Source organism: Bifidobacterium amazonense (genome assembly GCF_018555435.2).
Classification (GTDB): domain Bacteria; phylum Actinomycetota; class Actinomycetes; order Actinomycetales; family Bifidobacteriaceae; genus Bifidobacterium; species Bifidobacterium amazonense.
Genome location: NZ_JAFEJT020000033.1, coordinates 21722 through 34404 on the forward strand (window position 1 = coordinate 21722; position 12683 = coordinate 34404).

A 12683-nucleotide genomic window follows, 5' to 3' on the forward strand; every position below is an offset into this window, starting at 1 on the left:
CGATCCTCCGATTCGTCGGCTCCGGTTCACTACACTGGAAGCGTGACGTCCGCACGGCGCGGACGTGTCAGACAGGCGGAGGTTTTGCCATGACCATGACGGACATCACGACGGATGCGCCCCACGACGAGACCGGCGGCCGGGACATCCGCGCCGCGTTCTTCGACATCGACGGCACCCTCACCAGTTTCGTCACGCATATCGTGCCGGATTCGACCGTCCGCGCGCTGCATATGCTGCAGGATCGCGGCGTCAGGGTGTTCATCTGCACCGGACGAGCCCCCTCGCACATGACGGTGGTGCTTGACATGATCCCCGTGCATTTCGACGGCATCGTGGGCCTGAACGGCCAGTACTGCTTCGACGACACCGGATTCCTCGAAAAGGAGTCGCTCGATCCGGACGACATCGCCACGGTGATCGGCTGGCTGGACGCGCACCCGGATGTGGTGGCGAACTTCTGCGAGAAGGACTACGTGTACTTCAACCAGGTCACCGATTCGATGCGTCGCACGTGGGCGCAATTGGGCAAGACGGCGCCGGCCGTGCACATCGACGATCCTCACGCACGCACGCTCGAGTATGAGACGTTCCAGATCAGCCCGTACATCACGCTCGAACAGGAGGCCGAGGTGACGGCGCTGTGCCGCAACGTCAAGGGCGTTCGCTGGCACCCGGACTTCACCGATCTGATTCCGGCCGACGGCGGCAAGCCGGAGGGCATGAAGCGTTTCATGCGCCATTACGGCTGGACGAGAGAACAGACGATCGCGTTCGGAGACGGCGGCAACGACGCGGCGATGCTTGAGTTCGCCGGCCTCGGCGTGGCGATGGGCAACGCCACCGAGCCGGCGAAGCTGGCCGCCGACTACATCACCGACGACGTCGACCACGACGGCATCATGAACGCCCTCCTCCATTTCGGCATCCTCTAAATCCTAATCCTAAGATCGCGAGGCGGAACAGGATGATGGCTGCGCTCCGCAATCGGATTCGGTTGCGGGGCACAGCCATCATGATTCGCATGATCCGCCGGACGTCGACGCCGTCAGTCGAGAATGCCGAGCCAACGTTTGCGCTGCTTGATGGGGTCGAGCATCAGCCCATGCCGCTGTAGATGAATGAGCAGCGCGATTGCAACGCCACCGAGCACAATGACCGGCACGATGCTCGCCTCAAGGCCGAACGAGCCGCCGGTGAGCCAGTCCGGCCCGCTCCACCGCGCGACCAGCCATGAGCCCTGCTCCCCCGTACCGGAGACGATCGAGCCGAATATCGGCCCTTCGGCGATATTCCACATGAAGTGGAATCCCATGCACCACCACAACGAGCGTGTGGCCAGATAGATCGCGCCGAACAGCAGCCCGGCCTCGATGGCGATGGCGATCCCGCCCCACAGGGTGCCGTCCGGGTTGCTCCAGTGTATGATGCCGAACACGAACGCGGACAGGATCACCGCACCCCACGAGCCGAGCGACTCCTCGGTGAGCCGCAGCAGGATGCCGCGCATCATGATCTCCTCGGCGATGCCGGCGGTGAATCCCAACGTCAGCAGATCGGCCCACGGATTGTATCCGGGATCGAATCCGACGATCCGATAGCCGCCGAATACCGCGATCACGCCGATGCACACGGCGATGCACACGAACGCGGCGATCATGCCGCGAATCACGCCGAACGCGCGACGCGGCGACAGCTCGACCGGCGGCCGACGCCGCTCCATGACGAGCGTGACGATCAGATACGCCACGACGGCCGCGATCAGTTCGGCGATCGAACTCAGCACGGCCATCGGCGAGGAGCCGCGCAACGACGCGACGTCAATATCCAGGCCCGGCTCCCCCGATCCGCCTATCGTCTCGCCCACGGTGATCACGACGACGCCGATGAACGACACGGCGATCATCACGCCCAGCAGGATGCCGACGAACGCCATGCCGCGCGACCATGCGCGCACGCGCAGGGTTTCCCGCGGATCGTACCAGCGGCAGGGATGGTCGTCGGTCAGCAGGTCGTATTGGCGGACCGGCAGCGTGTCGCCCAGCAGCGCACGATGGAGACGGGCCGAGTTCGCACGTTGCGGTCGCAACGGCGGTATGTCGGACGATGGCGGGGTGACGTTGCTCATGATGGATCCCTTCTCGCACGTTACATACGTACCACGCGGCGTATGCCGTACTCCAAGTACAGCACGGTCGTCGACGCCGCGCCAACGGTTGTCGTCACGTGTCGACGAACAGCTGGCGAACGGACGGCGAATGAACGGCAAACACGGGGCGCATACGATTGTGGCCCCTCCTTGTCGGGAGGGGCCACAATCTCGGGCGCACGCCTATCGTCCGAGCGACTGCCTGCACATCAGATGCGTCACAGCACGTCGACCGACAGGATGCCGGCCGGTTCGAGCGGCGCGTCGGAACGGTCGGTCGGCACGGCTTCGAGCTTGTCGACGACCTTCTTGGACTCGTCGTCGGCGACCTCGCCGAAGATCGTGTGGTGACCGTCGAGCCACGGGGTCGGCACGGTGGTGATGAAGAACTGCGAGCCGTTGGTGCCGTGGATCTTGCCGTCGCGGCCGCGGCGCAGGCCGGCGTTCGCCATGGCGAGCAGGTACGGGCGGTCGAACTTGAGATCGGGGACGATCTCGTCGTCGAAGTCGTAGCCCGGGCCGCCGGTGCCGTTGCCGAGCGGGCAGCCGCCCTGGATCATGAAGTCCTTGATGATGCGGTGGAACGTCAGGCCGTTGTAGAACGGCTCGTGCGACGGCTGGCCGGTGAACGGGTCCGTCCACTCCTTCTCGCCGGTGGCGAGGCCGAGGAAGTTCTTGACGGTGACCGGGGTCTCGTCGTCGAACAGGTTGATCTTGATGTCACCTTCGGAGGTGTGCATAACGATGGTACTCATAGCGCACCAGTGTGGCAGAGGCTCCCGACCGGGCGGCGACCGCACGGCCGGGAAGGACCTACTCCTGCATCTTGCGCAGTCGCGGCTCCTGCGACTCCTTGGTGCCGGTGATGCGGTACACGTCGAACACGCCGTCGATCTTGCGCACGGCGGCCAGCAGGCGGCTCAGATGCTGCGGGTCGGCCATTTCGAAGCTGAACTGGCTGATCGCGACGCGGTCGCGGCCGGTGGTCTGCGAACCGGAGATGATGTTGACGCCGTGGTCGGCGAGCACGCGGGTCACGTCGGAGAGCAGGTGCTGGCGGTCGAGCGCCTCCACCTGGATCTTGACCATGAACAGGCCCTTGGTGCTGGTCCACTGCACGTCGACGACGCGTTCGGGCTGGCGGCGTTCGAGGTCGAGCATGTTCTGGCAGTCGGTGCGGTGCACCGAAACGCCCTGGTTGCGCGTGATGAAGCCGATGATCTTGTCGCCGGGCACGGGCATGCAGCAGCGTGCGAGCTTGACCCACACGTCGCCCACGCCCTTGACGGACACGCCGAGCGAGCTCGTGGTCTTCTTCGCGGATTCGACCTGGCGCAGCGGCAGGGCCTCCTGCTCCACCTCCTCGTCGACCTCGTCGCTGCCGGCGTCCTTGACGAGATGCGCGATGACGTTCTGTGTGGAGATCTGACCGTCGCCGATGGCCGCGAACAGGTTGTCGACGCCGGAGCAGTTGAGCTCGTCGGCGACTCCGACCAGCGCGCCCGGTGTGAGCAGCGTGGCGATCGGCAGGTTGCGCTTGCGCATGGCGCGCGTCAGCTCGTCGCGACCCTCCTCGATCGCCTCGGTGCGCCGCTCCTTGGAGAACCACTGGCGGATCTTGTTGCGCGCCTTCGGGCTTTTGACGAAGCTCAGCCAGTCGCGCGAGGGGCCGGCCGTGTCGGATTTGGAGGTGAGCACCTCGACGGTGTCGCCGTTCTCGAGTTTGGTGTCGAGCGGCACGAGACGGCCGTTGACGCGCGCGCCCATCGTGCGGTGGCCGACCTCGGTGTGCACGGCGTATGCGAAGTCGACGGGGGTGGCGTCGGCCGGCAGGGAGACGATCTTGCCCTTCGGCGTGAACACGTACACTTCGGCCGCGCCGAGATCCTCCTTGAGCGATCCGAGGAACTCCTTGGAGTCGGGCGTCTCGCTCGTCCAGTCGGCCAGCTGTTGGATCCACTTGAGGTTGTCGGCCTCGCTCAGCTCCTGGTTGTCGTTTTCGCCGCGCTTGAGATCGGACTTGTCCGGCGAGCTCAGCGCGCGTCCGGCCTGACCGTTCGCCTTGTACTTCCAGTGCGCGGCGATGCCGAATTCGGCGCGACGGTGCATGTCCCAGGTACGGATCTGGATTTCGACCGGCTTGCCGCCCGGGCCCACGACCGTCGTGTGCAGCGACTGGTACATGTTGAGCTTCGGCATGGCGATGTAGTCCTTGAAGCGTCCGGGGACCGGGCTCCACCGCGCATGCACCGCGCCGAGCGCGGCATAGCAGTCCTGGATCGTGTCGACGATGATGCGCACGCCGACCAGATCGTAGATATTGGAGAAATCGTGCCCGCGCACGATCATCTTCTGGTAGATCGAGAAGTAGTCCTTCGGCCGTCCGGTCACGTACGCCTTGATGTGCTGCGCGCCCAGGTCCTCGTTGATCTCGGCGAGGATCTGCTTGAGGTACACGTTGCGCTGGCCGGCGCGGCGCGCCACGAGCACGACGATCTCGTTGTAGATCTTCGGGTAGAGCACCTTGAAGCTGAGCTCCTCGAGCTCGGTCTTGATGGCGTTCATGCCGAGCCGGTTGGCCAGCGGCGCGTACACGTCGAGCGTCTCGCGCGCCTTCTTCTGCGCGCCGGACGTCTTCACGTAGCGCCAGGTGCGCGCGTTGTGCACACGGTCGGCGAGCTTGACGACGAGCACGCGCACGTCGCGGCTCATCGCGACGACCATCTTGCGGATCGTCTCGGCCTGCGCCGAGTCGCCGTACTCCATTTTGCTCAGCTTGGTCACGCCGTCGACGAGTCCGGTGACGGTGTCGCCGAACTCGGCGCGGCACTGGTCGAGCGTGTAGTCGGTGTCCTCGACGGTGTCGTGCAGAAGGCCGGCCGCGACGACGAGCGGTCCCATGCCGAGATCGGCGAGGATCTGCGCGACGGCGAGCGGGTGGATGATGTACGGCTCGCCGGACTTGCGCCGCTGCGGCGCGTGCTGCGTGACCGCGCGGCGGTAGGCGCGTTCGAGGATGGACAGGTCCTCCTGCGGATGGTGCGCCCGGCACGATTCGACGATCGGCTTGAGGGGGTTGAGCGGATCGTCGCTGATTTCACAACCCAACATGCGTGCCGCGCTATAGTCGCCTTCAGCGTTAGCCATGATCCACCTCTCCTCGTGTGATGAGTAGTATCCTACCTCGTTTGCCGCCGCGGACGCGCGCCCCGTTCCGCCCCTGTCCCTACCTGGAGGCCACTCCGGTGGAGCCGAAGCCCCGCTCGGCGCGATCGGACCCGGGCAGAGTCTCGGCCGGCACGAACCTGGCCTCGGCGTAGCGCTGGATGACCAGCTGGGCGATCCGGTCGCCGGGCTCGAAGCGCACGGCGTGCTCGGGATCGAGGTTGATCAGCGGCACCTTGATCTCGCCGCGGTAGCCGGCGTCGATGGTGCCGGGCGCGTTGAGCACGGTGACGCCCCGCTTGACGGCGAGTCCGGAGCGCGGATGCACGAGGCCGACGTAGCCGGCGGGTAGCGCGATGGCCACGCCGGTGGGCACCAGCGCCCGCTGGAACGGCTTGAGCTCGACCGCCTCGGTGGTCACGAGATCCGCGCCGGCGTCGCCGGCGTGGGCGTAGAACAGCTCGGCCGGATGCGTGGGGTCGAGGGACTTGACGAGCACCTCGACGGTTTCCGGCTCGTTGTACGTTTCGTCGATCGCCATCAGGCGGCGCACTCCTTGCACACCGGCTGGCCGTCGTCGGTGGTGTAGGCGAGCTGGCTGCGGTGCTTGACCAGATAGCATTCGGAGCAGATGAACTCGTCGCCCTGCATCGGGATGACGGTCACCGAGGCGTCCTCGTTGCTCAGGTCCGCACCGGGCAGCTCATAGTCCTCGGCGATGGCGTTCTCGTCGTCGTCGATGTCGCTGGAGGTGTTCTGCGATCCCTTGCCGAGCGCCTGCAGCGACTCCTCGTCCTCGTCCTTGTTACGAGGGGAATCGTAATCCTGAGCCATCGTGATCCTTTCTCGAATGTGGTTCTTCTGCGCCATAGGATACATGACTTTTGCCCGGCTTAGGATACGCGGGTCGAAATACTCGTAAAATACGACGCGTAAGGCACAATGGATACGGTAATACTCGATGAGGGAAAGTGGTGCGCATATGCCTGAAAATCCGCTGGAGCAAGCCCGATTCGACCATGTCGACGGGACCGGCGACCTGGTGTTTTCGGCCGGGGGCCTGCGGTTCGCCGTCACCGTCGACGACACGCTGGAGCGCGCCATTCTCGAGGCCAAGCAGATCCGCTCCGAATCGCAGCGCCGGCAGCCGCAGAACGTGAGCACGCTGCCGATCTCGCAGATCCAGTCGCTGATCCGCGCCGGCGCGGATCCTGCGCGCGTCGCGGAACGCTACAACCTGAGCGAGGCGCTGGTCAGGCGCTTCTCGTCCGCGGTGGAGACGGAGAAGCAGTATGCGATCGAGCAGTTCCTGACCGTCCCGGCACCCAAGGAGAGCCACATGCGCACGGTCGCCGAACTGATCGAGCGCACGCTCGCCTCGGCGCGCATCGGCATGGAGACGCTCAACTGGCAGGCCACGCGGCGCGGACTCGAACCGTGGCGGATCACCGCGCGGTTCATGTCGTCCGGGCATGCGGTGCGCGCCGAATGGACGTGGAACATGCACGACAACGCGGTGGTGTGCCTCAACTCGGCGGCCAAGAAGCTGCTCGGCGAGCAGAACCTCGGCGCGCAGGGGTCTCCCCTGCCGGCCGACGAGGACGACGACGGGTTCGCGATCGAGCTGAACCTGCCCGGCGATTCGATTCGTTCGGCGCGCATCGAACGCGCGGTGTCGGCATGGAACGGCGCTGCGCAGAACGATGCGGGCGAGACGTCCGGCATGTCCGCGGGCACGGCGGCCGGTTCCGCGCCCGTCGTCCCGGCCATCTCCCCCATCGCCGCGCCGGGCGCCGTGGCGGCCGCGCCGGATGCCCCGTCCCCGGCCACGTCGGACGGGCCGGCAGGCACGGCCGTGCAGCCCGCGACGTCATCGAACGCGGCCGCGACGAATCCGCTCCGGACCGATCAGGCCGACGAGACGCCGGACGCAGCGGACGGAACCGCCGTCCACGGCGACGGCGCCGCGAACGAAACCCAGCAGCAGACGCCGCAGACCAAGCCGGCCAAGCGCCGTTCGGGCCGTTCGGCGGTGCCGACGTGGGACGAGATCCTGTTCGGCGAGTGACCGGCGTCTTGCCCGGGGCCTCGGCCTATGCCACGTCGATCAGGCAGGGGATGTCGGATTCCATCATGCTTTGCGAGCCGTGCACGCTCGGCAGATGCGTGGCCTTGTCCGACTGGGTGCGCGAGTCGACGATGGTGACCGACTCGCCGGCGGCGACCAACACGTCGCCGAGCATCGGGCGCACGCGGTCGTCGACCGGGCCGAACAGTCCCTGCGCGATCGCCTCGTCGCGCGTACGCACCAGCGCGAGTCCGCCCAATCGTTCACGCCATCGATGCGCGATGTCCCCGGCCGGCTCGTCCTCCTCCGCATAGAGCATGAGCGCGCGCGGCTCGCCGCCGACCACGCGCACGCCGCGGCTCAGCTGCGGTTCTTCGGCGATGTCGATGCGCTGCTCCGGATCGGCCATGATCATGCCGTGGTCGGCGGTGACCACGATGAGCGTGCCGCGCGGCGCGTTGCGTTTCAGGGCCGCCAGCTGCGCGTCGATGCGTTCGAACACGCCGATCCACTTGTCCGAGTCCCACCCGTAGGAGTGGCCGATCTTGTCCGCGTCGCGGATGTACAGGTACGTCAGTCCCGGCGTCTTCGCGGACTCGCAGGCGGCGAGCAGACGGTCGCGCGGCGTGACGCCGCCGATGTAGGCGGGACCGCGCAACGCCGCCTCGGTCAGCGGCGAATCCTTGAACTTCGGCAGGCCGCAGCTGGTGACGCGCACATCGCGCAGTGCAAGCCGTTCGAAGACGGTGGGCTGGCGCTGCAGATCGGACGGCGGGATCGCGTCGGTGAACTGGATGAGCTGCGACAGTTTGCCCGTGACCGGATTGAGCTGCGTGTATCCGGCCATGCCGGTCAGGCCCGGGCAGGTGCCGGTGCCGAACGTGGCCATCGCGGCGACCGTCGTGCTGGGCGCGCAGGTCGCGATCGGCCGCTGATTGGCCGTCTCGTTCATCAGCGAGCGCAGGTAGGGCGCGTGTCCGAGCCGCATGGCGAGGTTCCAGTAGCCGAGTCCGTCGACGAGCACGACGATGGCGCTGGTCGCGTCGGGCAGTCCGAGCGCGCGTTGCAGCGCGGCGGGATCGTGGTGGACGGCGGTGCCGATCGGATGACCGATGGCGGCGGATGCGGCCGGCAGGATGGCGGACAGGTGCAGCGCTCCCCCGCGCGCGCCGCCGGCCGTATCGCCGGCCGTATCATCGGCCGCGCCGTCCCCGTATCGCGCCGTCGGCGTCAGGCCCAGCAGTTCGCTCATCTCCGGTACATCCACACTCATGCGTCCCATTCAATCACTGCGGGGTGAACATTGCAGGGCGGGATCGTGGATGCGAACGGCCGCAAGGCAGACGCCGGGGCCCTCCCGCAACCCGGCCATCGCACGGATGTTCGTACGGGTCCGATATCATGGTCCGGTTATTCCGTTCGTCCATCCGCAATCGACCAGTGGGAGCGCGCACGCATGGCATCACATCGCAAGCCGGCATCAGCAGCCTATGACCTTCGCCAGGTCAAGGAGCATATCGTCGAAACGCCGTTGAACGAGGAGATGAGCAAGTCGTTCCTCGAATACGCGTATTCGGTGATCTATGCGCGCGCCCTGCCCGACGCGCGCGACGGCCTCAAGCCGGTGCAGCGTCGCATCGTCTATCAGATGGGCGAGATGAACCTGACGCCGGACCGTGCGTACATGAAGTCGGCGCGTGTGGTCGGCGAGGTGATGGGCAAGCTGCATCCGCACGGCGATTCGGCGATCTACGAGGCGATGGTGCGTCTGGCGCAGCCGTTCGCGATGCGCCTGCCGTTGGTGGACGGCCACGGCAATTTCGGCTCGCTCGACGACGGTCCGGCCGCCTCGCGTTATACGGAGGCCCGTCTCGCCCCGGCGGCGCTCGGCATGAACGCGGACATCGACGAGGACACGGTCGATTTCACGCCGAACTACGACAACAAGCTCAAGGAGCCGACCGTGCTGCCGGCGGCGATCCCGAACCTGCTGGTCAACGGCGGATCCGGCATCGCGGTGGGCATGGCCACGAACATGGCCACGCACAATCTGGGCGAGGTGGTCGCGGCGGCCAAGCATCTGATGAAGTATCCGACCTCCTCGCTCGAGGAGCTGATGCGCTACGTGCCGGGCCCGGACTGGCCGGGCGGAGGCATCGTCATCGGCCGCGACGGCATCCGCGAGGCGTATGCGACCGGCCGCGGCACGCTCACCACGCGTTCGAAGACGCATATCGAGAACGTGACCGCGCGCAAGAAGGCGATCGTCGTGACCGAACTGCCGTTCATGGTGGGCCCCGAACGCGTGCTGGAGCGTATTTCCGAAGGTGTGAAGAACCGCAAGCTGGAGGGCATTTCGGGCGCCATCGACCTGACGGACCGTCATAACGGCACGCGTCTGGTGATCGAGGTGAAGACGGGTTTCGACCCGAACGCGGTGCTCGCGCAGCTGTTCCGTCACACGCCGCTGCAGGACAATTTCACGATCAACAACGTGGCGCTCGTGGACGGCCGCCCGCACACGATGGGGCTCAAGGAGCTGCTGCAGGTGTGGATCGACCACCGGCGCGTGGTGGTGCGCCGGCGCAGCGAGTTCCGCCGCAAGAAGGCGCTGGAGCGGCTGCATCTGGTCGAGGGCCTGCTGCTCGCGTTGATCGACATCGACGAGGTGATCCAGGTGATCCGCACGTCGGACGACGCGGACGCGGCGAAGAGCCGCCTGATCGCGGTGTTCGACCTTGACGACATCCAGGCGCAGTACATCCTCGACCTGCGTCTGCGCAGGCTGACGAAGATGAGCCGCATCGAGCTGGAGGCGGAGCGCGACGACCTCAAGCAGCGCATCGAGGAGCTGGAGCGCATCCTCGCCTCCGACAAGGAGCTGGATCGCGTGGTGGTGCGCGAGATGGACGCTGCGGTCAAGACGTACGGTTCGCCGCGTCGCACCGTGCTGCTCGACGAGGGCGAGGACGGCACGCTGACGCCGGTGACGGCGCACGGCGACGACGGCGCGTCCACGGCCGCGTTGGAGGCGGCGCGCACGGCGACGACCCTGTCGTCCGCGGCGGCCGACGTGGCTGCGGCGGCAGCGGCCGCGAAGAAGGCCGGCGAGGAGAACGCCACGGCCGCCGCATTGCAGATCGACGACGAGCCGTGCGTGGTGATGCTCAGCGCGTCCGGTCTGATCGCGCGCACGTCGCCCGCCGCGTGGGACGTGTGGGAGTCGCGTTCCGCGGCTGACGCACGCAGGTCGGACGATCAGATCACGTCGATCTTCCGTACGACGACGCGTTCGTCGTACGGTCTGATCACGTCGGCCGGACGTCTGGTGCTCGCGCATGCGGTCGAACTGCCGGCGCTGCCCGCGGCCGAGACGTTGGGCACGACGGGCGGCATCCGTGCGAACGAACTGCTGTCGCTGACGGAAAGCACGGAACCGGTGCCCGGCGAGCGCGTGGTCGCGGCCGTGGCGATGGCCGGCACGTTGAACGGCGTGGAGTCGCCGGAGGGTTCGGCCGGACCGGATGGCGCGGTGCCCGCTCCCCTGGCGATCGGCACGCGCGGCGGCGTGGTCAAGCGGTGGAACCGCGAGTCGCCCACGACGATGGATTCGTGGAACGTGATCGATCTGAAGGACGGCGACGAGGTGCTGTTCGCGGCCGATGCGGCCGACGACGATCGGCTCGTGTTCGTCTCGTCCGATTCGTCGCTGCTCACGTTCGAGGCGTCCAACGTGCGTCCGCAGGGCCGTACGGCCGGCGGCATGGCCGGCATCCGACTGGCCGAGGGCTGCTCGGCGATCTCGTTCAACGTGGTGCCGGCGGGCCGGATCGCGTGGACCGGCGGCGACGGCGAGGACGGTGGCGATATTGACGTGTCGAACGCTTCGGGTGCCGTGGTGCTCACGGTGGCGGGCGACAAGGACGCGCTGCCCGGTACGGAGAACGGCTGCGCTAAGGTGACGCCGTTCGAACTGTATCCGACCAAGGGCCGCGGCACGGGCGGCGTGCGCTCGCAGCGCTTCCTCAAGGGCCAGAACACGCTGTTGCTCGCCTGGGTGGGCGCCTACCCGCTGCACGCCTCCACCGAGGCCGGCTCCCCGGTGGAGCTGCCAGATCCTGATACGCGTCGCGACGGTTCCGGCGTTGATCTGGCGGCGCCGATCGCGTTCGTCGGGTAGCGGGGTTCGGATGATTGATTGTACAGGGCTGGGCTGTTCGCGTGGTGCGGATTGTGCGGACGGCGCTGCCCCGTGCAACCCACGTGAAGCTGGGCGCTCTTTCGCTGTCCTCTTCTTCCCTCTTTGCCATGGTTACCGATCAGGCCCCACAACACACGGTGCAGAACATCCGCTAATTGCAATTCGTTAATTGCAGGACGCGCTGGCCTACGAAGCGGTCGGTCCTCTTACGTGGTGCGAGAGTACTATGCCGATGTCGTCAGGGTTCGTCTTGTTCGCCGTGCTTCATGATCACACCGACGTCGTGGGGCACGGGCAAGGCCGGGTCTACGAATGGAGTGTTGCCGTAGGTGTGTGCGAGCGCCGTGCGGAAATCGGTTGGGGTGAGCGACGTGCGTTTCTTGAACTGTTTCATGAAGTTCCGCTTGTCGTTGAAGTATGCATATTTCGCTACGGTGCCGATCGGCAGTTTCGTGTGAATGAGCAGCGCCTTCGCCGTTTCGATGCGCAGATCGATGAGGTAGTCGCGCATCGTCGTGCCATGCTCGCGTTTGAATAGCCGGTTGAGATAGTCCGGGTTCATGACGAAATGGTCGGCCACGTCCGCGACGGTCAGTTTGGCTGACATGTTCGTCCTGATCCATTCGATGACCGGCGCGGTCTTGGCGCTGTCGGTTTTCGTCCGGGCCAAGGAGCTGAGATAGTCGTCGCTCAGTTCGATGAGCAGGGCGGCCGTCAGCAGGTCGTTCTCCCGTTGCGTGTACCGGTATACGTTGGCGCAGGACAGCACCATGCGCGCGGTCACCAGCACGCGTTTCATGTTGTATATCGCGAACCGTTCCGGAATAATGCAGATGCCGTCGACTTCGGGGCAGTATTCCTTGCGTCGGATGCGTTGCAGCGTGTCCGGTTGGACGGGGACGGCGGAAGACGTCTGTTGGGCCGGCACGGCCGTTTCGCGTGGTTTCCAGTCCGCCAGGAAATGTATCCACAGGAAGTCGACGTTCTCTCCGGTTCTTCCGGTGCCCCATACCGTGATGTTCGGTGGCAGCAGCACGCAGGACGAGGGCGAGACGCGCAGGCTTCGCTCGTGTGAGGGATCGTCGGCAAGATGGTACACG

10 protein-coding genes are annotated in these 12683 nt (G+C 66.3%); 3 read left to right on the forward strand and 7 right to left on the reverse strand.

Annotation, left to right across the window (positions count from 1 at the left end; translation table 11 throughout):
- Positions 1-89 precede the first annotated feature (89 nt).
- Positions 90-935: a Cof-type HAD-IIB family hydrolase gene (locus tag JS533_RS08465; RefSeq protein WP_241513995.1), complete on the forward strand. Its 846-nt coding sequence runs from the start codon at positions 90-92 to the stop codon at positions 933-935.
- A gap of 113 nt (positions 936-1048) precedes the next feature.
- On the opposite strand, the gene JS533_RS08470 is transcribed toward JS533_RS08465, so the two are convergent.
- From JS533_RS08470 to JS533_RS08490, 5 genes are all read right to left on the reverse strand, one after another.
- A complete protein-coding gene (locus tag JS533_RS08470; RefSeq protein ID WP_241513996.1) occupies positions 1049-2128 on the reverse strand; it encodes a CPBP family intramembrane glutamic endopeptidase in 1080 nt (359 codons plus the stop codon).
- Positions 2129-2367: 239 nt separating this feature from the next.
- Complete coding sequence (locus JS533_RS08475) at positions 2368-2904, reverse strand: peptidylprolyl isomerase (RefSeq protein ID WP_241513997.1); 537 nt, start codon at positions 2902-2904, stop codon at positions 2368-2370.
- A 58-nt stretch (positions 2905-2962) separates the two neighbouring features.
- Complete coding sequence (locus tag JS533_RS08480) at positions 2963-5296, reverse strand: RelA/SpoT family protein (protein ID WP_241513998.1); 2334 nt, start codon at positions 5294-5296, stop codon at positions 2963-2965.
- Between the two features lie 79 nt (positions 5297-5375).
- Positions 5376-5855, reverse strand: a complete 480-nt coding sequence (gene dut / locus JS533_RS08485; protein ID WP_241513999.1) for a dUTP diphosphatase — start codon at positions 5853-5855, stop codon at positions 5376-5378.
- Positions 5855-6148 (reverse strand): DUF4193 domain-containing protein, encoded by a 294-nt coding sequence (locus JS533_RS08490; protein ID WP_241514000.1) that lies wholly within the window; start codon positions 6146-6148, stop codon positions 5855-5857. The genes dut and JS533_RS08490 overlap by 1 nt, the downstream gene beginning before the upstream one ends.
- 148 nt (positions 6149-6296) lie before the next feature.
- On the opposite strand from JS533_RS08490, the gene sepH reads away from it, so the two are divergent.
- Complete coding sequence (gene sepH, locus JS533_RS08495; protein WP_241514001.1) at positions 6297-7382, forward strand: septation protein SepH; 1086 nt, start codon at positions 6297-6299, stop codon at positions 7380-7382.
- A 25-nt stretch (positions 7383-7407) separates the two neighbouring features.
- Here the strand turns inward: sepH and JS533_RS08500 are convergent, their stop codons facing one another.
- On the reverse strand, positions 7408-8655 hold the full coding sequence (locus JS533_RS08500) for an alkaline phosphatase family protein (RefSeq protein ID WP_241514002.1): 1248 nt from the start codon (positions 8653-8655) through the stop codon (positions 7408-7410).
- A 183-nt stretch (positions 8656-8838) separates the two neighbouring features.
- Between JS533_RS08500 and JS533_RS08505 the strand changes: the two genes are divergently transcribed.
- Positions 8839-11562, forward strand: a complete 2724-nt coding sequence (locus JS533_RS08505) for a DNA gyrase/topoisomerase IV subunit A (protein WP_241514003.1) — start codon at positions 8839-8841, stop codon at positions 11560-11562.
- 259 nt (positions 11563-11821) lie between these two features.
- Here JS533_RS08505 and JS533_RS08510 read toward each other — a convergent pair.
- On the reverse strand, positions 11822-12683 hold an 862-nt coding region (locus tag JS533_RS08510), incomplete at its 5' end, for a helix-turn-helix transcriptional regulator (RefSeq protein WP_241514004.1).